The organism is Rhodococcus opacus B4, from assembly GCF_000010805.1.
Lineage (GTDB): Bacteria > Actinomycetota > Actinomycetes > Mycobacteriales > Mycobacteriaceae > Rhodococcus_F > Rhodococcus_F opacus_C.
In genome coordinates, this window is sequence record NC_012521.1 from 217,699 (window position 1) to 238,853 (window position 21,155).

General features: G+C 66.8%; 22 protein-coding genes and 2 pseudogenes. 10 read left to right on the plus strand and 14 right to left on the minus strand.

What is annotated here, in order from left to right:
* Positions 1–36 precede the first annotated feature (36 nt).
* From ROP_RS39655 to ROP_RS39670, 4 genes and pseudogenes are all read left to right on the plus strand, one after another.
* On the plus strand, positions 37–741 hold the full coding sequence (locus tag ROP_RS39655) for a hypothetical protein (protein WP_012687248.1): 705 nt from the start codon (positions 37–39) through the stop codon (positions 739–741).
* Positions 741–1,388: a hypothetical protein gene (locus ROP_RS39660; RefSeq protein WP_012687249.1), complete on the plus strand. Its 648-nt coding sequence runs from the start codon at positions 741–743 to the stop codon at positions 1,386–1,388. The genes ROP_RS39655 and ROP_RS39660 overlap by 1 nt, the downstream gene beginning before the upstream one ends.
* Positions 1,389–1,440: 52 nt before the next feature.
* Positions 1,441–1,965: a hypothetical protein gene (locus ROP_RS39665; protein ID WP_012687250.1), complete on the plus strand. Its 525-nt coding sequence runs from the start codon at positions 1,441–1,443 to the stop codon at positions 1,963–1,965.
* Between the two features lie 376 nt (positions 1,966–2,341).
* Positions 2,342–2,998: pseudogene (locus ROP_RS39670) on the plus strand (integrase); the annotation flags it as partial.
* Positions 2,999–3,089: 91 nt separating this feature from the next.
* Here ROP_RS39670 and ROP_RS39675 read toward each other — a convergent pair.
* Positions 3,090–3,821: a GntR family transcriptional regulator gene (locus tag ROP_RS39675; protein WP_012687255.1), complete on the minus strand. Its 732-nt coding sequence runs from the start codon at positions 3,819–3,821 to the stop codon at positions 3,090–3,092.
* Positions 3,822–3,873: 52 nt separating this feature from the next.
* Here ROP_RS39675 and ROP_RS39680 point away from each other — a divergent pair, with 52 nt between their 5' ends.
* On the plus strand, positions 3,874–6,723 hold the full coding sequence (locus ROP_RS39680; RefSeq protein ID WP_080512631.1) for an FAD-binding and (Fe-S)-binding domain-containing protein: 2,850 nt from the start codon (positions 3,874–3,876) through the stop codon (positions 6,721–6,723).
* An 86-nt stretch (positions 6,724–6,809) separates the two neighbouring features.
* On the opposite strand, the gene ROP_RS39685 is transcribed toward ROP_RS39680, so the two are convergent.
* The 4 genes from ROP_RS39685 to ROP_RS39700 all read right to left on the minus strand — a co-directional run bounded on the left by ROP_RS39685 (position 6,810) and on the right by ROP_RS39700 (position 10,274).
* On the minus strand, positions 6,810–7,199 hold the full coding sequence (locus tag ROP_RS39685; protein WP_231869155.1) for a hypothetical protein: 390 nt from the start codon (positions 7,197–7,199) through the stop codon (positions 6,810–6,812).
* Between the two features lie 239 nt (positions 7,200–7,438).
* Complete coding sequence (gene dmpG / locus ROP_RS39690; protein ID WP_012687257.1) at positions 7,439–8,458, minus strand: 4-hydroxy-2-oxovalerate aldolase; 1,020 nt, start codon at positions 8,456–8,458, stop codon at positions 7,439–7,441.
* Positions 8,455–9,438, minus strand: a complete 984-nt coding sequence (locus ROP_RS39695) for an acetaldehyde dehydrogenase (acetylating) (protein WP_012687258.1) — start codon at positions 9,436–9,438, stop codon at positions 8,455–8,457. Before ROP_RS39695 ends, dmpG begins: the two co-directional genes overlap by 4 nt.
* 5 nt (positions 9,439–9,443) lie before the next feature.
* Positions 9,444–10,274, minus strand: a complete 831-nt coding sequence (locus ROP_RS39700) for a 2-keto-4-pentenoate hydratase (RefSeq protein WP_012687259.1) — start codon at positions 10,272–10,274, stop codon at positions 9,444–9,446.
* A 149-nt stretch (positions 10,275–10,423) separates the two neighbouring features.
* On the opposite strand from ROP_RS39700, the gene ROP_RS39705 reads away from it, so the two are divergent.
* Positions 10,424–11,197 (plus strand): IclR family transcriptional regulator, encoded by a 774-nt coding sequence (locus tag ROP_RS39705; protein ID WP_012687260.1) that lies wholly within the window; start codon positions 10,424–10,426, stop codon positions 11,195–11,197.
* Between the two features lie 272 nt (positions 11,198–11,469).
* Here ROP_RS39705 and ROP_RS39710 read toward each other — a convergent pair whose 3' ends face one another.
* Together ROP_RS39710 and ROP_RS39715 are read right to left on the minus strand one after the other, a co-directional pair.
* A complete protein-coding gene (locus tag ROP_RS39710) occupies positions 11,470–11,784 on the minus strand; it encodes a ribbon-helix-helix domain-containing protein (protein ID WP_005264155.1) in 315 nt (104 codons plus the stop codon).
* Between the two features lie 61 nt (positions 11,785–11,845).
* Positions 11,846–12,121, minus strand: a complete 276-nt coding sequence (locus ROP_RS39715) for a hypothetical protein (RefSeq protein WP_005264154.1) — start codon at positions 12,119–12,121, stop codon at positions 11,846–11,848.
* A gap of 530 nt (positions 12,122–12,651) precedes the next feature.
* Here ROP_RS39715 and ROP_RS42310 point away from each other — a divergent pair.
* The 4 genes and pseudogenes from ROP_RS42310 to ROP_RS39725 all read left to right on the plus strand — a co-directional run.
* Positions 12,652–12,871: pseudogene (locus tag ROP_RS42310) on the plus strand (response regulator transcription factor); the annotation flags it as partial.
* A gap of 228 nt (positions 12,872–13,099) precedes the next feature.
* On the plus strand, positions 13,100–13,831 hold the full coding sequence (locus ROP_RS42315; protein WP_231869156.1) for a hypothetical protein: 732 nt from the start codon (positions 13,100–13,102) through the stop codon (positions 13,829–13,831).
* Between the two features lie 37 nt (positions 13,832–13,868).
* Positions 13,869–14,315: a hypothetical protein gene (locus ROP_RS39720; protein WP_005264151.1), complete on the plus strand. Its 447-nt coding sequence runs from the start codon at positions 13,869–13,871 to the stop codon at positions 14,313–14,315.
* The gene (locus ROP_RS39725; RefSeq protein ID WP_005264148.1) at positions 14,305–15,189 is read left to right on the plus strand and encodes a hypothetical protein; all 885 of its coding nucleotides are present in this window, start codon (positions 14,305–14,307) and stop codon (positions 15,187–15,189) included. Before ROP_RS39720 ends, ROP_RS39725 begins: the two co-directional genes overlap by 11 nt.
* Positions 15,190–15,351: 162 nt before the next feature.
* Here the strand turns inward: ROP_RS39725 and ROP_RS39730 are convergent, their stop codons facing one another.
* The 7 genes from ROP_RS39730 to ROP_RS39760 all read right to left on the minus strand — a co-directional run bounded on the left by ROP_RS39730 (position 15,352) and on the right by ROP_RS39760 (position 21,018).
* Entirely contained in the window at positions 15,352–15,642 is a 291-nt protein-coding gene (locus ROP_RS39730) for a DUF4193 domain-containing protein (RefSeq protein ID WP_012687262.1), read from the minus strand.
* A gap of 602 nt (positions 15,643–16,244) precedes the next feature.
* Positions 16,245–16,901, minus strand: a complete 657-nt coding sequence (locus ROP_RS42320) for an RES family NAD+ phosphorylase (RefSeq protein ID WP_317613085.1) — start codon at positions 16,899–16,901, stop codon at positions 16,245–16,247.
* A gap of 66 nt (positions 16,902–16,967) precedes the next feature.
* On the minus strand, positions 16,968–17,474 hold the full coding sequence (locus ROP_RS39740) for a hypothetical protein (RefSeq protein ID WP_012687265.1): 507 nt from the start codon (positions 17,472–17,474) through the stop codon (positions 16,968–16,970).
* Between the two features lie 413 nt (positions 17,475–17,887).
* The gene (locus ROP_RS39745) at positions 17,888–18,523 is read right to left on the minus strand and encodes a hypothetical protein (RefSeq protein ID WP_005264139.1); all 636 of its coding nucleotides are present in this window, start codon (positions 18,521–18,523) and stop codon (positions 17,888–17,890) included.
* 397 nt (positions 18,524–18,920) lie between these two features.
* A complete protein-coding gene (locus tag ROP_RS39750; protein WP_005264137.1) occupies positions 18,921–19,433 on the minus strand; it encodes a hypothetical protein in 513 nt (170 codons plus the stop codon).
* Positions 19,430–20,023, minus strand: coding sequence for a hypothetical protein (locus ROP_RS39755; RefSeq protein WP_005264136.1), 594 nt, complete (start codon positions 20,021–20,023; stop codon positions 19,430–19,432). The genes ROP_RS39750 and ROP_RS39755 overlap by 4 nt, the downstream gene beginning before the upstream one ends.
* Positions 20,008–21,018, minus strand: coding sequence for a nucleotidyltransferase domain-containing protein (locus ROP_RS39760; RefSeq protein ID WP_005264135.1), 1,011 nt, complete (start codon positions 21,016–21,018; stop codon positions 20,008–20,010). Before ROP_RS39760 ends, ROP_RS39755 begins: the two co-directional genes overlap by 16 nt.
* Positions 21,019–21,155 lie beyond the last annotated feature (137 nt).

Sequence of the window (21,155 nt, forward strand, 5' to 3'; positions counted from 1 at the left end):
CGTCGACGATCCGACACTACTTCCACTGGACGTGATATGCAGCAGCGCAACGATCTACCTCCCGACGTTCTCCCACCCCGAGGTGTGACCAAATATCAGCGATTCGATGTGCCCGCGGCGGCGCTGCCCTACCGGAAAGGCACCAAGCCGCATCGGCCGGATGTGCTGGTGCCCGCGATCCCCGACGCGACCGGGTTCTCGGTGGCAATCGAGTGGCTGGGCCGCCTCGCCGCGGTCATCGCCGTCGTCCTGTTCGCACTGGTGGTGGCCTCCATCCACAAGGGGCTGCAGGTGCAACACAGCGCGCGCACCGTCGTGGACAACTTCCGCCTCACCAACGACTTCTTCGCCCAACGCGCGGACCTGACCGCGCCCGCCACCGCCCGCAAACAACTCGACGAACTGACAGGAGTCTTGACCCAGCTCAACACCGCGACCGCGACCGACGTCGACCACCTCGACGCCCTCCTGCCGAACGCGCGCACGTTGCTCGCCGCCGGCCAAGGTGACACACAGATCGCCGGCCAACTCGAGGGGGTCGCCACCACATTGCAGGGCTCGGCGGCATCCCTGCATCAGATATCGGCAGGCGCGAACACGACCGTGACCGGCGTCGACAACGAACTCACCCAGGCACTCGACCTGGTGAACCAGCTCAACGCGGAACTCACCCGCACGACGAACAAGCTCGCGCTCGTTCCCGCCACCGACGCCTTCATTCCTGCCCCCGGAGGGAACTGATGATCACCAGAAAGTTGTGGACCGCGATCGTACTCGTGCTGGGTGCGGGGTCGGCGGTGGTTCTGTGCGCCCTCAACGGGTTCTTTCCCGCGCTGCGTGATGTGAGCGATCCGCTGGGGCGGCCGTCGAAACTCAGTCTCGAGCTGATCGATTCCGCAGGCCAATTCGACACCCTGACCGCGATTCTCGTCCCCAAGCACGCGCGTCTGGCCTCCGACATCCAGACCTTGACGCCGCTCGCGAACGATCTCGAAGGACTCACCGACAAGGCCAGCGAACTCTCCGGTCAAGCCAAGACACTGAACGCCTCCACCAGTACCGTCAGCGAGATCGCGGCGCCGCTGCCCGACCTCATCGTGAAGGTGACCGGTCGTGCCGACACCGCGAGCCCGACGGTGGCCGGATTGTCCACTGCGGTGGGATCGGTTACCACCCAGCTGGAGGCGATCAACCACGGATTGACCACCGTCCAGGGATCCCTCGGTGCGCTCGGCCCGAAAGCCTCCGCCATCTCTGCGACCCTCGCAATCGTTCGGGAAGAGGCCGCACACGTGCAGGAGTTCGGCCCCCTCCTCGCGGTAATCGGCCCCCCGGTCAATGACCTGAACCTCCCCGCCCTCGGTGTCGCACCCGCACCGCCCTCATGACCGCCCGCACCGGCTTGTGGCCGACCACTGAGCGAGTGAAAGGCAGAACTTGATGTTTCGGCTCTCCTGGGCGATCGCCCTGTCCTTTACCATTGCGGTTCTCGCTGGCATCCTGATCGTGACGCGCGATCTGAGTATCTCGAACGACATCTTCAAAGAGGGAGTGGCACAAGCGAAGATCGTCGACAGTACAACCGACCAGGCACTGGACGGTGCGCAGCAGTTGCCCCCCGCTGATCAGGCCCTCCACGAGGGTCTACCCCAGGTGGTGGGGGTACTCGACTCCCTCGCCAGAGCCGACCGGACTCTGGGTTCGCTCGGTGATCACTTGCAGTCTCTGGGGGACGCCTTGAAGTCCGCGGACGCCCCGCTCGGCGGGATCATCGATGCCGGCCAGTCCGCAACCGATCAGGCGAACGCGGCGGCCGCCCCGGCCGCGGACATCGTGAACACCCTGTCCGCGGCCGATACGAAGGTTCAAGCCTTGGGCCCGTTGCTCGACCGATCACTCGCCCTCAGCCAGACGATCGACTCGAAACTGCGCATCGCGCTCACCCTGCCGAAAGTAGGAAACTGAGGTCCGACGATCCGATACGCAGTCCGAGCGGTCGCGCTCCCCGGCTTCTACGGTAGGCATCCACGGTGAAGCGAATGTGCGCCCCTCTCCCGTGCTCGTCGCGCAGGAGCGCATCCTCGAATCAATACGCTCACAACCTATGTCTGCCTGGGCCGAACAAGAACTCTCAGCGTCGACCTTCTACGACTTCACAGAACTCGATCGTGCTCGCGACTGTGTGCCGGGAGTGTCGGCGAGATGAGCAACCTGCGATTCCATTCGCGTAGTTGGTCGATTGTGTCTTTGCCTTGCTAAAGCTAAAGAGTCGGCCGCACTCAATTGGACATAGCGGTTTCCCGCCGGACCGCCTGGGGAGCTGAAGGACTGGGCGGAAGACACTGGCTGGGCGGCCGAGGTGTACGAGCGGCGTGAGAGTGCCCTGATTTTGATGGGGTTCACCGGCGCCTTCTGGCGCAGCGAACTCGTCGCCCTGAACTGCGGCGACGTCAGCGTGCACCGGCTAGACGGTATCCACATCCGCCTGCGCCAATCGAAGACCGACCAGGAGGGCGCCGGATCGGTCAAGGCGCTGCCGTTCACCACCTCGCCCCAGTGGCACACCGTGCCCACACTTCCGGTGGGCGCAGGTCGTGGCCGCCTTCGACACCGCCAACCGTCCCGGGGTGATCCGGATGCTGCGCCGCACCGCCGTTCGACAACCAAGTCTGCCGCGGCGCGCTGCCGCGGATGAGGGCCCGGTCGCCGTTGTTCCGGTCGATCCGCAAGAACGGCAACCTCGGGGGCACCGCCCTGTCCGGGCGTCGGTGCATGCGGCAATCCGCCGCCGCGCCGCCCTGGCCGGGTACGACGAGAACATCGTCGCCCAACTCGGTGGGCACTCGCTGCGGGCCGGGTTCGTCACCCAGGCCTTCCGCAACGGCGCCGACGCGCACGCGATCATGCGCCAGACCGGGCACATCCGGCGACCGTGGAGATCTACGCGCGGGAGAACGCCCCGCTGATCGGCAACGCCGTCACTGAGATCGGACTCTGACGCCGATGAGCACGGACTGTTACCCGCAAGCACCGGCGGGTAACAGTCTGGTGGTCGCGGGACGGTACGCCCCGTCTGGGGACGGCTACCGTCAGGAATTGACGGTAGCCCAGATCTCCTCCGTGGACAGGCTCGGGTCGTCAACGCTGCGGATAGATTGTGTCACCAGCAGTCTTCCTGTGTTCTCCAGATGTGCCCGCATGGCCGCCTCTGCCTCGACTGGATTGCCGGCGATGATCGCGTCGATGATGGGCGCGTGCTCGTTGTCGATGTCGGTGAGTGTTCTGGTCTTGTCGGCGGTGTTGGCCCCGAGTAGCCGGGTGGTCTCGCGAAGGGTCTTGACGATCGCGCGGGCTCGGGCGTTGTCGGCGGCGTCGAGAATCAGGTCGTGAAGCCCGAGATCATGATGGGCGAACTCGTGTTCGTCGCCGCCGGCGGCGGCGTCCTGCATCAGGCGTCGTTGCCGCTGCAGTGCGTCCGAGAGCGTGGGGTCGGCCACGGCTGCGGCCTTGCGGACCGCGGGTAGTTCCAGGGCCAACCGGACTGCGAAGATCTCCGCGATCTCCTTCGGCTGGGGGAGAAGAATGCGGAAGCCCTGGCGTGCTTCGAACTTGATGACTCCCACTTCTTCCAGGCGCAGCAAAGCGTCCCGCACCGGGGTTCGGGAGATCCCCAGACCCTCGGCGAGTTGGTAGACCGAGTACTTCACTCCCGGTTTCATGCGGCCGTCGTCGATGGCCGCCCGCACCGCCGCGATCGCCTGCTCCATCCGTCGTCCCGCGAACGGGGTGAGCGGTTCGAGTTCGAGCGCTTCGTCTGCCACCCGATCACTGTAACAACACGGGGCTGTTCGTAGCATGCTAGGTGCATGTAGCATGCTACGAATGATCTCCGCTGAATCACTGGCCGCTGAGCTGCGCAGTTCGGGAGTGAGCGACGTTCTCTCCGACGGCACCACCCGCGCTGCCTATTCGTCCGATGCGTCCCTGTACCGGGTGCGACCGCTGGTCGTCGCGCGGCCGCGCCATGCCGACGAGGTGGCGGCCGCCCTCGCGGTGTGCCGCCGAGAGGGCGTGCCGCTGACCTCTCGCGGTGGCGGCACCTCCGTTGCAGGTAACGCTGTCGGGACCGGACTGATTCTCGACTTCAGCCGGCACATGAACCGGGTGCTGTCGATCGACAGGGACGCACAGACCGCCACCGTCGAGCCGGGCACGATTCAGACGGTGCTGCAGCAGGCCGTCGCACCGCAGGGCCTACGATTCGGGCCCGACCCATCGACGTTCACTCGATGCACCATCGGCGGCATGATCGGAAACAATGCCTGCGGTTCGCGCACGCTCGGATACGGCCGGACCTCGGACAACGTGAAGGGCTTGCACGTTCTGACCGGGACCGGGGAGTCGTTGCAACTGGGTTCGGCCGGTGAGGTGACGGCCTCCCCGGCGCTGAGTGCACTACAGCAGGTCACCCGCGCCGGTTTGGCGACCATCCGCACCGAGCTCGGGCAATTCGGCCGTCAGGTGTCCGGATACGCCCTGGAACACCTGTTGCCGGAAAATCGGTTCGACGTGACCCGCATGCTGGTCGGCACGGAGGGCACCCTCGCGGTGGCAACCCGCGCGACGGTCCGCTTGGTGTCCGAGCCCGCCCACCGCGTCCTGGTCGTGCTGGGGTACGCCGACATCGCGTCGGCGGGTGACGCGACCCCGCTGGTGCTGAAGTTCGATCCGACCGCCTGCGAGGGTATCGATTCCCGGATCGTCGACGTGGTGCGCGAGCGCCGCGGTCCGGATGCGGTTCCGCCGTTGCCTGCGGGGGCGGCCTGGTTGTTCGTCGAGGTCGTCGGCGACGACCTCGACGAGACGATCGCCAGGGCCCAGCAGGTCGGACGGGACTGCGGAGCCGTGGACAGCCTCGTCGTCACCGACGAGGGCCGCACGGCCCAGCTGTGGCGGATTCGCGCCGATGGCGCCGGACTCGCCGGCCGCAGTCCTGCCGGCCTTCCCGCACACGCAGGATGGGAGGACGCGGCCGTGCCACCGGCCATGCTGGGCGACTATCTACGCGACTTCGACGCCCTGATGGACGAGTACGGCGTTACCGGCCTGCCGTACGGGCACTTCGGTGACGGATGCATGCACGTGCGCATCGATTGGCCGCTCGACAAGCCCGGCGGGGACCGCATCTTCCGGGACTTCCTGGTCGCGGCGAGCACACTCGTCGCCGGCTACGGCGGATCCCTGTCCGGTGAGCACGGGGACGGCCGCGCCCGCAGCGAACTATTGCCGCTGATGTACTCACCCGACGCGATGAAACTCTTTGCTGCCGTCAAGCACGTCTTCGACCCGGACAACATCCTCAATCCCGGAGTCGTGGTCGACCCCCGCCCGGTCGACGCGGACCTGCGCATTCCCGCAGCCCCACTCCTGCGCCGCAACCTGGCCCTGGCCTATCACCACGACGACGGAGATTTCACCCAGGCGGTGCACCGCTGCACCGGCGTCGGAAAATGCCGGGCCGACAACACCGCCACCGGGGGAGTGATGTGCCCGTCGTATCAGGCGACCCGGGAGGAGAAGGACTCCACCCGCGGCCGCGCGCGCGTGTTGCAGGAGATGATCAACGGCACCGACATCGACGGTGGCTGGCGATCGCCCGAGGTTCACGACGCCCTCGACCTGTGTCTGTCCTGTAAGGGGTGCTCCTCGGACTGCCCGACCGGTGTCGACATGGCCGCGTTCAAATCCGAAGTGCTGCACCAGAGCTACAAGGGCCGCATCCGCCCCGCCTCGCACTACTCGCTGGGATGGCTTCCGCGTTGGGCGAAGATCGCCAGCCACGCGCCCGGTCTGGTCAACGCCACGATGCGCGTTCCCGGCATCGGACCGCTGGCGTTGTCGTCGGCCGGAGTGGACAAGCGCCGCACCATTCCACCGTTCGCGAAGCAGACGTTCCGGTCCTGGTTCAAGGCCACCGAAAACGACCGTGCCACGACCGGTGACCCGGTGCTGCTGTTCGTGGACTCGTTCACCAACTACTTCACCCCCGAGGTCGGGCACGCCACGGTGCAGGTGCTCGAAGCCGCCGGCTACCGGCCGCAATTGACCGACAAGCAGCAGTGCTGCGGACTCACCTGGATCTCCACCGGGCAACTCACCGCGGCGAAGAAGATCCTCGGCCGCACCGTGGACGCACTGTCCGGTAGCGCCGCGGCCGGAATTCCGATCGTCGGAATGGAGCCGTCCTGCACGGGTGTGCTGCGCTCGGACGCCGCGGAACTGCTCGGTAGGTCGGCGGCCGAACCGGTCGCCGACGCAACCCGTACCCTCGCGGAACTGCTGACGGAGCGCGGCTGGGAACCGCCGTCGCTCGAAGGCAAGTCCGTTGTCGCACAACCACACTGCCACCACCATTCGGTGATGGGGTGGAGCCCGGACGCGCAACTCCTGGAGAAGGCCGGTGCACAGGTGCAGCGGTTGGGCGGATGCTGTGGTCTCGCCGGTAACTTCGGTGTGGAGAAGGGACATTACGAGGTGTCGGTGGCCGTGGCCGAGCAGCAGTTGCTCCCCGCGGTGGCCGGGGCGGACGCGGACACCACCATCCTCGCCGACGGATACTCCTGCCGGACGCAGCTGTCGGATCTGACCGACCGCCGCGGTGACCACCTGGCGCAATTGCTCGCCGCGCAACTCGAAGGTGGGGCCGCGCGCCGGCGGGACTGACCCTCGTCGACCGCTGGACACACGGAAAGGGGCGGTGGCGGAGACCACAGTCGGTCTCACTCGCCACCGCCCCCGGCGGTCGTGCGTTACCCCGGAGAAGACTCGGTGATCGTGTGCGGAGCAGGATCGGAGATGTTGTGCGCGAGCGGATTTTCCGGATTGATGCGGCGCCGAATCTGGTAGGCCACCAACGCCAGGATCAGGGCTGCGACACTCAGCGAGATCTGCGAGCGAGAGGACTCGACGTAGAACATCGACACCAGCACCCCGACGATGCCGGCGGCCGCGAGAACGGACAGGGTCGGGAACCACCACATCTTCAACTTGAGCTGCGCGACCTCGTCACGGCTCATGCTGCTGCGCAACTTGATCTGCGACAGCGCGATCATGAGGTACACCATCAGGATGGTGGCGCCGGACGCGTTGAGCAGGAAGGCGAAGACCGTCTCGGGCGAGAGCCAGGGTGTGCGCACCACCAAACGTGCGGTGAAGAAGTTTCGACACCAACGAATCGCTCGACGACGCGACCCGGCAGGGCATCGACCACGCCAACGCCGCCGCACTGTTCACCCGCTGAATCCCTGCAGCTGCCCGTCCCCTCGACACTGTCGTCACGGTGACGGTCGCCAGCAGATCCCGCCGCCGCGTACCGGAACAGGTATCTGCATGATCGTGCCGTGACGGTAGACCTCGCCACCGTCACGGCGCCGCAGTCTCAGTTGCCGCCTGCTCGGCTACGCAGGTCGAGGGCGATGTCGACGATGAGGTCTTCCTGTCCGCCGACGAGGCCGCGGCGGCCGACCTCGAGGAGGATGGTGCGCACGTCGATGCCGTACCGCTGGGACGCGGCTTCGGCGTGCCGGAGGAACGACGAGTACACACCGGCGTAGCCGAGGGTGAGGGTTTCCCGGTCGACGCGCACGGGCCGGTCCTGCAGCGGCCGGACGAGGTCGTCGGCGGCGTCCTGGAGGGCGAACAGGGCGCTGTTGTGCTTCCAGCCCTGCAGGTCCGCGACCGCGATGAACGGTTCGATCGGGCAGTTGCCGGCGCCGGCGCCGTGCCCGGCCAACGAGGCGTCGACCCGGGTGACACCCTCTTCGACGGCGACGACGGAGTTCGCGACCGACAGCGACAGGTTCTCGTGGGCGTGGATCCCGATCTCGGTGCCCTCGTCGAGCACGTCCCGGTAGGCGCGGACCCGGTCGCGGACCCCGTCCATGGTCAACCGGCCACCGGAGTCGGTGACGTACACGCAGTGCGCGCCGTAGGACTCCATGAGCTTGGCCTGGGCGGCGAGCTCGGGTGCGGTGGTCATGTGACTCATCATGAGGAAGCCGGACACGTCCATGCCGAGTTCCCGGGCCTTGCCGATGTGCTGGGCGGCGACGTCGGCCTCGGTGCAATGGGTCGCGACCCGGACGGACCGCACGCCCAGTCGGAAGGCGTGTTCGAGTTCGGCGATGGTGCCGATGCCGGGCAGCAGCAGGGTGGTCAGCCGGGCGTGGGTGAGGTTGGCGGCGGCGGCTTCGATCCATTCCCAGTCGGTGTTGCTGCCGGGGCCGTAGTTCAGCGATCCGCCGGCGAGTCCGTCGCCGTGGGCGACCTCGATGCCGTCGACCCCGGCGGCGTCGAGCGCGGCCACGATCTTTCCGACGTCGTCGGGGGTGATGCGGTGGCGGACGGCGTGCATGCCGTCGCGGAGGGTGACGTCTTGGATGAACAGCCTGGTGGTCATCGGGTGGCTCCCTGGGTTGCCGCCGGGGCGGCGATCGTGTCGGCGACGGACTCGGCGTAGCGGACCGCGGCCGAGGTCATGATGTCGAGGTTGCCGGCGTAGGCCGGCAGGTAGTGTGCGGCGCCTTCGACTTCGAGGAACACCGACACCTGGTGGGTGGGTGCCGCCGTGTCCCCGGACGCGAGCAGGGTGTGCACGGGTTGGCCGTCCGGGACCGGGGTGATCTGGACCTGCTGCTTGAGCCGGTAGCCGGGCACGTAGGTCGCGACGTGCTCGACCATCGCCTGGATCGAGTTCCGGATGGCGTCGTGGGTGGCCGGGTCGCGGGCGGAGATCAGGCACAGGACCGTGTCCCGCATGATCAGCGGCGGGTCGGCCGGGTTGAGGACGATGATGGCCTTGCCGCGGCGGGCGCCGCCGACGGTTTCGATGGCGTGGGAGGTGGTTTCGGTGAACTCGTCGATGTTCGCCCGGGTGCCCGGTCCCGCGGACTTCGAGGCGATGGAGGCAACGATCTCGGCGTAGGCGACCGGTGTCACGCGGGAGACGGCGGCGACGATCGGGATGGTGGCCTGACCGCCGCAGGTGACCATGTTGACGTTGGCGGCGTGACGGTGTTCGTCGAGGTTGACCGCCGGCACCACGAACGGGCCGAGGGCGGCCGGGGTGAGGTCGATCAGCCGTTTGCCGAGCGGTTCGAGCAGGGCGGCGTTGGCGGCGTGTGCCTTGGCGGAGGTGGCGTCGAAGACCACGTCGATCTCGTCGAAGTTCGGCAGCTCCAGCAGGCCGTGGACGCCGACGGCGGTGGTGGGGACGCCGAGGCGGCGGGCGCGGGCGAGGCCGTCGGAGTCGGGGTCGATGCCCACCATCGCGCCCATCTGCAGGACGTCGGAGTGGCGGATCACCTTGATCATCAGGTCGGTGCCGATGTTGCCGGATCCGATCACCGCGACGGTGACCTTACGGGTGTTCTCGCTCATGGTGCTCACTCCTGGGTGAAGGTTGCGGTGACCGATCCGAGACCGGTGATGTCGGCGCGGACGGTGCCGGCGCTGTCGATGGCGGCCATCGGCCCGAGGGCCCCGGACAAGATCACCTGACCGGCCAGTAGTGGTTGGCCGAACTCGCGGGCGGTGCGCGCGAGCCAGGCCAGCGCCCGCACCGGGTCACCGAGGCAGGCGGCACCGGTGCCGGTCGACACCTCGGTGTCGCCGATGAACATCTGCATCTGCGCGGCGACCGGGTCGAAGGAGTCGAGGGTGCGCCGATCGGCACCGAGGACGAACAGCCCGCTCGACCCGTTGTCGGCGACGGTGTCTCCGAAGGTGATGTCCCACCCGGCGATTCGGCTGTCGACGATCTCGAGGGCGGCCACCGCGTAGTCGACGGCAGCGCGGATCTGGGCGTCGTCGAGCGGCCCGTCCACCAGATCGCGGCCGAGGACGAACGCGATCTCCGCCTCCACCTTCGGCTGCAGCAGACGAGACAGCGGGATCGGGCCGGCCTCCGCGCAGCGCATGTCGTCGAACAGCACCCCGAAGTCCGGTTGGTCGACGCCGAGCTGCTGCTGGACCGCCGGGGAGGTCAGCCCGATCTTGCGGCCCACCACACTCGCACCGGCGGCGATCCGGTCCGCGACGATCCGCTCCTGGACGGCATACGCCGCCGCGACGTCGTCGGCACCGATCAGGTCGCGGACCGGGGTGCACGGCGTGGAAGTTGCGGCGGCGGTGCTCAACCGCTCGGCAGCGACGGCGATAGCGTCGGCGGTGGCTCGCGCCGTGGGGGGCAGGCTGGTGCCCTGAGGTGTGCTCATCTGACTTCCCGATGTGATCGTGGCGAATGGACTGTGGGTTCCACTGTCGCCGCGGGGTGATCGTCCGCCAAGCATTGCGTTCCACTGAGCCGAACACGCGCCGTATCGTGGACGACGTCGCCGGTAGCAGCGGAAGGGAGGAGCCGGCAGTGTCCGATCAGGAGTTCGACCGCACGACGGTGCTGGGCAAGGTCATGATGGTGCTGCATGCGTTCACCATCGACGACTCGACCCTGTCGCTGGCCGAACTGGTCCGGCGGACGTCCATCCCGAAGGGCACGCTGCACCGGGTCCTCTCCGACATGGTGGCGGTGCGAATGCTGGACCGCACCGATGCCGGTTACCGGCTCGGCGGCTCGTTATTCGAGCTGGGCATGCGGGCGTCGGTCGAGCGCAGCCTGCTCGAGGTGGCGATCCCGTTCATGGAGGACCTCTATGTCCGCACCCACGAGACGGTGCACCTGGGGGTCCTCGACGGGACGGAGGTCGTGTACCTGTCGAAGATCGGCGGCCATCGGCAGGCGAGCGCACCATCGAGGATCGGGGGCCGGATGCCGGTGCACTGCACCGCAATCGGCAAGGTGCTGCTCGCCCACGCCGACAACGCCCTACGGGAGCAGGTGCTCTCCGCTCCGCTGGCCCGCTACACCCCGCGGACCATCATCCTGCCCGGATCGCTGCGCACCCAGCTCGACCGCATCACAGAAGAGGGCATGGCCTACGAATACGAGGAATCCGCCACCGGAATCGTGTGCGTGGCCGCCCCCGTCCGCGACGGCGAGGACGCCGTCGCGGCGATCAGCGTGACCGGCCCGTCCCACCGCTTCCGCCCTGACACGCACGCCACGTCGGTCCGCGCAGCGGCTGACGGCATCGGCTTGACACTTTCTCGCCGTACTCAGCTTGTTGCCGACACTCGATGAAGTTCGTACCACTCTCTGCGTCTTCAGGAATCCAGTGACCCGTTCCGACCCCGTCTGGCCCAAGCCACACTTGGCATGAAACCGCCGCAGCGGCCGCGGGTGTATAACGCCGTCACCTGAGGGAGAGCGTGTCCGCGTGGATAATTCGTGGTCGTGGCGACGCGCGGTGTGCTGCGCGGTGGCTCACCGAAGCGAGGGACGAGGGCAGAGCGAATCTAAATTTCACGCCCACATTGACCGCCTCGCTGATACGGGTCGGTCGCGGGTTGTGGTCAGGCGGAGTGCCTCTGGATGTACTCCTCGACGGCCTCACGCATCAGTTCGCTGGGCTTACGGTGCTGGCGTTCAGCGAGTTCGTCGAGCTTGTTGCTCAGCGGCGCCGGCAGTCGGACCTGCCGCTTGGGTGATTCGCCGCTGGCGCCGGCCAAGGACGGACGGCCGGCGCCCACCCTCTCGAGCAGTTCGCGCCCCGCTGCGGCGGCCTCGGCGCCCCGCTTGGCAGTGGCCGAGTTCTTCGGCAGCGTCATCTCGTGCTCCGCCCACTCGGCGAGCCCGTCGTAATCGGAGTTCTTATCGTTGCTGTTCATCGGTATTTCACCCCTTCGAGTGTGGTTGGACCGGATGCCTGCGCAACCGGGGATCGGGCGGTCACGGCTGGTCCTTCATGCGGTCGAGATGCTTCTGCCGCGCCTGCATCACATGGAAAACCACCATGCCCCGCGGCGGAACGATCTCCACCATGACTTCGAGCAACGGACCCCCAAGTGTGCGCGGAGGACCGATGAACAGCCAAGGCTTTGAGTGCCCGGGAACGCGTGGTTCGTCGAACTCTTGCTCGACGTACACGGCGTTCTCGATCGCGTGCAACGCGTCGTCGCGGTCGATGCCGTGTTTGTCTGCGCTGGTCGCCCATTCGATCGCCACATCAATACTGTACTACAGAAATAGGTATTCTGTACTACGAAATTACAAGTTCGACCCTTGGATCGAGTGAGAAACCGCCTGTTGGAAAGCCGTTGGGTCATCGGGCGTGAGGTCTCGTTGCGGCAGGTCCCGCACCGTCTGTCGTCTTGGAGTTGGTCGAGGGGCTTGGCCTTCGCGAAATCGCGCTACTGGTTGCTAATGGCGCCCTGCGTACGAAGTTCTTCTCGTCTGCTCGTGGCGACGATCTGCGGTCGTGCAGTCCACCCGTGTTTCGTGGGGAGCGGTTCGTGGGGTACATGATGTTCCTGGTGGTGGAGGGGAACTACTCACCGTCACTTGCCTGCTCGAGGCGCTCCCGCTGTCGTGGAGCCGTCGATCCCCGTCCAGCGGATTCACACACGCACTAGTCGGGTGGGACTTGCTCGGGTAGCGCTCAGGGCGTGTCGGCCGGCTCGTCGTAATGGTTCTGTGACCTGGTGTGACGACATGTCCCTGGTTTGTGGTGTGGGGGTGCCGGCGACGGTCAGCACTCCGCGGGATCGGGGCCCACGAGTCTGACCCGCCGGGAACAGCAGATAGCCGAACTTGTCGCCGAGGGCTTCACCAACAAGTCGATCGCCGACAGGCTCGTCATTTCGCAAACGCACCGCGCAGGGGCATGTCGAGCGCGTACTCTCCAAGCTGGGATTCGCCTCTCGTACTCAAATCGCGGCCTGGATCATCGTGCAGAAGCAGGGCCAGAAGTCCTGATCGCACCGAGCCGAGGCCGACTCGGCGTCCTTCGCCGAACCGAATGGGTCGATCATCGGCAACAAGCAGATGCGCGACGCGTTGTAACACGACATCGCAGGCGAAGAGTGAATCAACCTTTGTAGCAACAATATTCGGACACCTATTCGCTAGAGCGTGTACGCGAGGTTGTGTCGGTCTGGGCGTGGCGCCGGGGAGTTGGCCGGCGCGGTGGTTAGGCTCTGGGAGGTGAGCGGTAGTGAGCGGGTGGTGATGTTCGACATCGATGGTGGGCTGGCGGACCTGTCAAAATTCGCTCACATCTTGGCCGGCGACTCGGCGGCGAGTCGCCGACGGGCATGGCAGCGGTTCTTTGAACATGTCGGGCAAGCGGCGGTGGTCGAGCCGGGCCGGGACCTGGTGGAGGCGGTGGCCGGTCTGGGATTCGTTCCGGTGTACTCGACGACCCGACCGGTCTCGTGCGCGGGGCAGACCCGGTTGTGGCTCGGCGAGCACGGATTTCCGCAAGGGCGAGCGTTGCTGTGCCGCTCTCGTGATGATGTCCGGCCGGCCGTGGAGGTCAAGGCTGGCCATTGTCGGGCGGTCGGGCGGTGGTTGTCGGCGTTCGTCGACGACGAATCGGAGGTGGTGGACGCACTACGATCCCGCGGTGTCCATGCGCATTCGTTCGACGGTTTGTCCGAGCTCGGGGTGCGCGAGTTGCGAACGACGCTGTCCGCGGGGACAGGCGCCACGCTGCCCGTCGTGGGCCGCGCCGACCGCGCGGCCACGATCGCCGTGGTGTCCGCACCGCAAACGCGGCACGATAAAGCGGGGAACGGACTGAGCAGGTGTGCCGGCAGGGCTGAACCACGGCGGAACTATGCGGGCGGTGCTCCGCGTACACGACGGCGCTCTTGTGTCGCAGTGTGGCCGGGTAGCCGCCGAGCCGCTCGGCCGGCGAGGCTAACTCTGCGGTGATACAATTTTGTATAACTGCAGTTGGAGGTGGTGCACGGTGGCGTTGACGGATGTGGAGCGTGATCTGCGGGCGATCCCGGCGGAGAAGGAACTGCTGCAGATCAAGTTGCTGCGTGCGGTGGCGCACGCGACGGACAATCAGGTGCCGCAGCGGGTGATCGCGAAGAACCTGGCCGTGACGCAGCCGGAGGTCAGCCGGATCGTGAAGAAGCTGCGGTTGAACCCGTCGGCCCGGGACCGCTCCCCGCGGGAGGTGCTGCTCGAGCATGCGGCGAAGCGGATCGATCATGATCGGATGATGGCCGAGTTGGTGGCCTGGGATTACACCTTCGGGCATGTCCCGGCTGACGACCCGCTCGGTGCCAGTTATCTGAGGGGGACGTGGGATCAGATCGAACGCTCCCGCGACCTGCTCGGTGACGACGACTATCGGGTGCTTCTCGCGGCCACGGCCGACCGGCGTGCGCGGGCGAATGCACTCTGATCCGGCCACCGCGGTCGCCGCCGAGATCGAGGCCTGGTGCCGGCCCGGCGGGAAACTCGACAAGGACGGTGCCCGCGCCTCGATCCATCTCTTCGGCCCGGTTGCCCGTCGCCGCACGCGGGATGCGATCGTCGATGCCTACCTGGCCGAGCAGACCAACGTCGGTGTCGGCCGTCAGTTCCTGGCGTTGGCGACCGCCGGACCACCGGGGGTGGGGAAGTCGTCGAGTATCAACCGCCGGCACCTCGCCGGGCAGGGATGGCGGGTGCTCGATGCGGACAAGCTCAAGGACTTTCTGCTGCGGGACGCCGTCGAGCAGGGCATCTACACCGACCTCCTAGAGATCGACCTCGCGGACGGGCACCGCCTGATGCCGCGTGAACTCGCCACCCTGGTGCACACCGAGTCGACGAAGCTCCTCGACATCATCACCGAGATCTGTCTGGCCCGTGGGGAGAACCTGGTCCTCGAGGGCACGTTCAGCTGGCCCGGCCTCGGCCCGCGGCTACTGAGAGATCTCGCGTACGCGGAGTATGAGAAGTTCACGATCCTCGACGTCGAGGCACCGGCGCACATTGTGCGGGCCCGTGCCCTCACCCGTTGGTGGCGGGGCAGGCAGGAAGCGCTGCGTGGCGGTGACGGGTTCGGTGGCCGGTTCACCCCGGGGTTCGTCATCGACGCCCTCTACGCCGGCGACTCCGAAGAGACGGTGTGCGCGCGTAACGCGCGGGCTGCGTTCGATCATCCACTGTCCGCGGAGATCCCGACGGTCGAGCTGCTCGTCGAGCACGCCGATGATGGAGATGAGACGTGGGTGAAGGAGAACGGTGTCGTGGTCTACCCGCAGATTCCGGCCGACCGACCCGAGCCCTGACCTTTCCGTCCGTGCCACGTGCCACCCGCCAGGATTTGAATCCGCAACGCCTCGGCCGCGAGCCCACGGGCGACGTGAGAGGTTGCTCGGCGACGACGATGACGTCCGAATCCGGGAAGCCGGGATTCCGGAGATGCGAGGCACTCCGATTGATCGACGTTCTCAGGCGCAGTCCCGGCAGATCAGCTGCTGATGTTCGGCGAGGCGGCTGCGATGGTGGACCAGAAAGCAACTGGTACAGGTGAATTCGTCCGACTGCTTGGGGATTACGCGGACGGTGAATTCTTCACCGGACAGGTCGGCGCCGGGCAGTTCGAAGGACTCGGCGGTGTCGGCGTCCTCGACGTCCACGGCGGGGGACTGGGTGTCTTTCCGGCTGGCGGTCAGCTGTTCGAGGGACGTGTCCGGCTCGTCGGATTCGGTGACTCGGGGGGCGTCGTAGTCGGTGGCCATGACTGCTGCTTCCTCATGCTCTGCGGGTTTGGACCCGCCACACTAGAGGGTCCGGCGGCGCGACAGGCTCTCGGGGTGCGGCGTGCGGGGGCTCAACATCCTGGGCGGTGAGGGGATTTAGGCGTCGGTTCGGCTCCGTATACTGGTTTGCCGTCGTCTGGGGCGTGCAGGTCGTTGCCGGTGCTTCCATGCGGTCAGTGCGCGTGTCGGTGCTCGCGCTCGCTAGCTTGCTCTGATGGGAACCGGGACTGGGAGACTTCCTGTCATGCAGCAACTTCTCGCCGATCACGAACCCCTCGTCACCGTGGTGATGGTTGTGGTCGTAGTAGCGCTCGCCGCCGCCGCGGTGTGGACGATCTTCCGCTGACCGGCACGGTGCCGGATCGTATGGCGCGGCGACCTGCACCCAGGACCCTGCGTGAGAGCGCCGGCCACCGCCCGGGCGACCAGATCGTCGGCTGTTCCCGCCGAACTCGGCGTCGGGGGTCTCAGAGTCCACCGGAGAGCTGCTCGACCTCCTCGTGGACAGTGCACTCCTTCACGCGATCGCAGAGTCGGATGGGTGGTTCGGTGACCACCGTTGTTGCGTTCTCTACGGCTCTCTAGCGCGCACGGCCCGGGGTCGCGCCTTCGATGCCACCCCGAGACGCCCATCCCGAGACGCTCAGCGATGTCTCGGGACGGCCTGGCTTTAGATGCTGCCGGGGATGTCCAGGACTTCGATCCCGGCCGTCTCGTACAGCGAATCCCAGAGGTCGGTGCGATCCGGCAAACGTGTCGGTGCCCACCACTGTGAAGCCGCTGGGGACTGCCACCGTGCTGGTCTGGTCCCCACTGGGTGCGAACAGGGCGACGCAGGCGTGCACGTGGGTCATTTCGTCCCGCGCCCAGTATCGGATTCCATCGAAGCCGGCTGCGTGTAGTGCCTGTGGCCATTGCTGGGTGAGCGCGTAGTCAGTGGTTGTCGAGATCTCGGACGTCATTCCGAATCCGATCGCGGCGTTCGAGGTCGCGTCGGCGAGGTGCAGTTCTCGGTTGACTACCACCGCGGAGATGACTCGTTGTGCGATCTCCGGGCTCGGGATGAGTTGGATTCCGCACCAGGTCTCGAGGAGGGTGATCAGTTCGGACTCGGCGGTGTAGCAGGTCCCGTCGGGGCCGGGAATGTCGAAGCGGCCCCCGAGGCTGGTGCCGAACCCGAGCGAACTTGGCCCCGTGCGTGCGGTGCATCGTCGTGCCGGCGGGCACAGCGTAAACAGGGAACCGTCCCCGGAGCGTGTCCGGGGACGGCGGGTCGGCGAGGTGTTGTGTCGCTCGGGAAGCGCTCACGAAGCCAGCCGTTCGGCTACCTGCCGGGCGAGCGTCACGACATCGACGGTGTCACCGTCGAGGAGGGCCTGTCTCGGGGTGCGGTCGTCGAGTTCGGGTCGTGGGCTCGACATCCACGAGGCGATGGTCCAGGACTGGACGTCGGCGTGCGCCCACACTTTCAGGACGTCTTTGATTCCCCGGATCGGGACGTGGGGTGCGGTGTCGGTCAATCCGCCCGACCAGTAGCCGATCGTCCCGTCGGCGGCCTCGAGGCGCAGGACCCGAGACTCTTTGACGGCTTGGCTGAGGGCCTGCTTCGTCCAGCCGGTGGCGTCGACGGCCTGCTTGTGGGTCAAGATCGCGCCGATGTGGTTCTCCCATGCGCGGCGGGCCTTGAGGTTCGAGAGCACGTTCTTCACGCCGGCGGCGACGTATTTGGCGTCGACGTCGTCGAGCTGCTCGGCGGCCATCCCGCTGGCAGTGAGCTGGTCGTCGGCGACTTTCTTGAGTGGTGTGCTCATGCCACCGTGATCCTCGGTCAAGGAGGTCAAGTCAAGGGGTCAAGCATTCCTCTGAGCAACGACCCTGCAGCGGTCTGAACGGGCAGTTTCTTCACAAGCAGCGGGTGAGTGAGGGAACCGAGTAGGGCGAGGTGAACCCTCGTGGTGCAGAAGACTTGTCAGTCCTGGCGGATCCGCGCCGCGCTGACGTCCGCCCGCAGCGTGACGGGTGAGGTGTACGCAGTCAGCGTGGAAGGTCGGTCGTCGCTATTGCGGCCAGCGGCTGTTCTGTCACACCGCATCGTCGCGTCCCTTCAGGGGTAGGCGGCTCTTCGTTGCGGCCCGCTTCCGCTGCCGCCGCGGCCCACGATCCGCAGGCTCCGCTGATCGGCGCTGATGGACAAGCCGTCGTGCACCGACAATGGGACCCGACTTCAGAGACGGGGATGTGTGATCTCGGCGGTGATGAAGCAGATGTGGCCCGGAGTGTCGACCAGGAAGACGGAGGGGTCGCCGGCGTCCTGCGATCCGATGAAGAAGGCCCAGGTTTTCGATGCGGCATGGTTGAGGTAGTCGTCCTCGGCTTCGTCGCGGGCATCGCGCAAGTCGCGCCGAAGGGTGCGGATGCGGCTGTCGGTCCATCCGGTGTGGTCGATGAACAGTCGATACGGCTCAATGAGCCGATTGGCCGCGGGGTCGCGTCGACCGGCGTAGAGGGTGACGACCGTGCGGTCGTCGGTTTCGTCAGGCCGGTCGAAGATACGCAGGGGCGCGTAGAAGACGCGGCGGTACCGCTCCCGCGGGAGGGACTGGCGGGTGTCGCGGAGCCGCTTGAACGCGAATTGGTAGTGGGTGGCCTCGACGCCGGGGATGTCGATGAGCATGTCCCTGCGGTGGTGGGGGTGGGCAATGAAGGCGCGGCAGAGCGGGCGGATGGTGCGGGCGATTCCCCGGGTGTGGTGATCGACCGTGGTGGAGCCGTCGCCTCTGGTCCGGCGTGAGGATGACCCGCCGCGGGAGTGGTTGACGGCGCTGTTGTCGTCGGGTGTGGTGATGGTCCGCTCGGTCATGGGTACCAGCCGGCTTGGGTAAGAGTGCTGGCCGGTGAGTGGGTTGTCCGGTTCGCCTCCCGTTGCTGGTGGATTCGATGACGACGTCGGCGTACAGACAGTGCGGTTCGTGCACCGAGTCGGGGTGGGACCGGAAGTGCGGTGCACGGCGCAGGGGTGGGGTGCGGCCGATGACGGCGATGACGCGTGCGTGGCAGCCGTCGGTTTCGCAGACGAAGTTTTTCCGGACCGATTCGACCCAGTCGCTGTCGAGGTTGACCAGGTCGTCGGCGAGGAGGACGCCGAGGGCGGGCATTGTGATGATGTGTGCGCTGTCCATTGGCCCGGCAGTGTATTCGGCTGGTCGGACACGCCCGGGCAGGTGGGCTGCGTTGCGCCCGGGACGTTCCCGCAACGGCTACGGGAGGGCAGGGGTGAAGGGGATGAGGCGCAGGATCCCGAATCGCCACCGGACTGCCCGTTCGAACGCGGTGATGTGGTCGTCTTGGCTGCCTGGGCCCCACCCGTTGAGGTTCATCTGGTTGCCGCTGGTGACCGGTGGCTGCGACCAGGCGTCCTGGGTTGCCGGACCGACTGCGGCGTCGATGTTCGCGATAGTTTTCGCGTAGATCTTCCCTAGGCGGAGGCTTTCGGTGCTGACCCAGATCCGGGAGGCGGTGAGCTGTTCTTGGATATCGCCACCGAGTTGGGTGAGTGCGGTGAGGGTTTCGGGGTTGTCGGAGGTGCGTCGTCGGATGCGGTAGGGGTATTCGGCTCGGGCGACGAGGGTGCGGGTGGCCAGGGTGTATCCCTCGCGGCGTTTTCCGGCGGTTTCGCGTAGGCCGCTGATGCCGGCGGTGAGGAGGCCGCCGAGCACGGAGGAGCCGAGTGCGAGGGGGACTACTTGTACGAGGCTGGGTAGGTCGGTCATCGGCTCTTCCGGAGGTCGTCGTGCTCGTGGTTGGTGGGACGGCGGTGTTGCCATGTTCGGACCGCCCTGCGCAGTGCTCGGCTGGCGATTGGGTAGGTGTCCATCGCCGAGGGGGTCGGAAGATTGTGCGTGGTGGGGGTGCCGTGTGGTGCGTCCTCGGTAGGCCAGTTGTCTGTGCGGCGCCAGTGCTGTTCGAGGAACAGGTGGCGGTGCACGCGGTCGACGTAGTCCTCGAGTCCGTCCTCCGGAACCCATTTCAGCGGTCGCGGATCGTTGGGAAACCACAGGCAGAGCTGCCCCCAGTAGTCGTTGTCCGCGCCGAGCGGTGCGGGATAGCGGTGCTTCCATCGGCGCTCGGGTCCGAGGGGAAACGTCAGGGGGTCGCCGTACTCGCGGATGCTGATACGGGCCCGCTCCTTGTGGTAGCCGGCGGTGGCGGTTTCCGGGGGCGGGGCGAAGGTGAGGTCGAGAACGTATCCGCCGATGCGTGGTGCCCAGGCCCGGTCGACGACGATGCCGGCCTGCATCGTCGTCAGCCGGGCGATCGCCCGCCCGGGATCGGCGAACAGGTCGGTCAGCGCGGTGCCCATGCCCGCCCCGGACGGGTCGGTTGCCGGCCACTGGTGGAGGTTGTCGGCCGGCCGGTGCTGGTCCGACTGCCCACGGTGTTCCACGCCGCGAGCGCGGCGCCGGGTGACCGGGGTGTCGCGGCGGGGAAGCTATCGCCGAAAAGGCTGTGCCAGATGTCGATCGCGGCTTCGGTATCGCCATCTGCTTCGAGGTCGAGTGCCTCGGCTGCCCGGGCGGCGAAGTCGGAGAACTTCCCGGCGGCGACTTCACGCTCAGACTGGGACCACTTGACGGTGACGTCGTCATCGCCGGCGGGTTCGATCACCGCACCGCGGACCGCGTTCTTCGCGTGTTCGAGAGACTCCGCGACGGCACGTTTGTCGGTCTTCGTGGTGTGGATCGCCGCGTACGCGAGGGATTCCACCAGGATCCCCTTGACGAAGCCGAGCTGCTCCTCGTGGTTCTTGACCAGCGCCTTGAGCTGGCGGACCTGGTGGACGAAGCGTCCGCCGGTGGCCTGGTTGCGGGTGGCGACGGCGCGGAGCTGGCGTCGGGTGTTGCTGGGCTCCCAGTGCTGCTGATCCCGGTCGCCGATCAGCACGTCGGCGCCGTCGAGGTCGAACGCGGGGACCAGGTCGATGTCGAAGCTGATGTCGGGAAAGGTCACCCGCAGGGCCTTTCCGGACGGCTTGTCACCCTCGTCGAATTCTGCTTCCGGCCACACCGTTTCGATCGCGCGGCGGAACCAGGCCATCGCCGTGGCGGGACCGTCGGGGCCTTGGAGTTGTTCCCAGTGAGTGTCTTTGAGGACGATGACGATATCGACGTCCTTGAGCGGTGCGAGCATAGTCTTGCGGGCGAAGGACCCTTGCAGGAAGCTCGTCGCGACGAAGCCGGCATCGTCGAGGACGTCGCGGATGGCGGTGTGCTTGTGCTGAGCCTGCTCGCGTTGTTGCGGATCGAGGTTGAGGTTGCGGTCGAATTCGGCGAATGCGCCGTCGACGGTGTGGCCCATGGGGCTATTCCTTCCCAGAAAAGAGGGCCGGCCAGTGATGTGGCCGGAAGGGAGAACGGTGTTGTGGGGCAGCAGAACTGATCTGGCTGCTCACCGGAATGTCCGGCGACGCGGACGGGATCCTGTCTGCGTCGCCG

Excerpts from the sequence above, each read along its gene's own strand:
- ROP_RS39700 (WP_012687259.1), bottom strand. The coding sequence starts at position 10,274 with ATGAGCACACCTCAGGGCACCAGCCTGCCCCCCACGGCGCGAGCCACC.
- ROP_RS39680 (WP_080512631.1), top strand. The coding sequence starts at position 3,874 with ATGCTACGAATGATCTCCGCTGAATCACTGGCCGCTGAGCTGCGCAGT.
- ROP_RS39695 (WP_012687258.1), bottom strand. The coding sequence starts at position 9,438 with ATGAGCGAGAACACCCGTAAGGTCACCGTCGCGGTGATCGGATCCGGC.
- ROP_RS39745 (WP_005264139.1), bottom strand. The coding sequence starts at position 18,523 with ATGACCGAGCGGACCATCACCACACCCGACGACAACAGCGCCGTCAAC.
- ROP_RS39660 (WP_012687249.1), top strand. The coding sequence starts at position 741 with ATGATCACCAGAAAGTTGTGGACCGCGATCGTACTCGTGCTGGGTGCG.
- ROP_RS39750 (WP_005264137.1), bottom strand. The coding sequence starts at position 19,433 with ATGACCGACCTACCCAGCCTCGTACAAGTAGTCCCCCTCGCACTCGGC.
- ROP_RS39740 (WP_012687265.1), bottom strand. The coding sequence starts at position 17,474 with ATGAGCACACCACTCAAGAAAGTCGCCGACGACCAGCTCACTGCCAGC.
- ROP_RS39730 (WP_012687262.1), bottom strand. The coding sequence starts at position 15,642 with ATGGCCACCGACTACGACGCCCCCCGAGTCACCGAATCCGACGAGCCG.
- ROP_RS39665 (WP_012687250.1), top strand. The coding sequence starts at position 1,441 with ATGTTTCGGCTCTCCTGGGCGATCGCCCTGTCCTTTACCATTGCGGTT.
- ROP_RS39760 (WP_005264135.1), bottom strand. The coding sequence starts at position 21,018 with ATGGGCCACACCGTCGACGGCGCATTCGCCGAATTCGACCGCAACCTC.
- dmpG (WP_012687257.1), bottom strand. The coding sequence starts at position 8,458 with ATGACCACCAGGCTGTTCATCCAAGACGTCACCCTCCGCGACGGCATG.
- ROP_RS39655 (WP_012687248.1), top strand. The coding sequence starts at position 37 with ATGCAGCAGCGCAACGATCTACCTCCCGACGTTCTCCCACCCCGAGGT.
- ROP_RS39755 (WP_005264136.1), bottom strand. The coding sequence starts at position 20,023 with ATGGGCACCGCGCTGACCGACCTGTTCGCCGATCCCGGGCGGGCGATC.
- ROP_RS39710 (WP_005264155.1), bottom strand. The coding sequence starts at position 11,784 with ATGAACAGCAACGATAAGAACTCCGATTACGACGGGCTCGCCGAGTGG.
- ROP_RS39725 (WP_005264148.1), top strand. The coding sequence starts at position 14,305 with ATGCACTCTGATCCGGCCACCGCGGTCGCCGCCGAGATCGAGGCCTGG.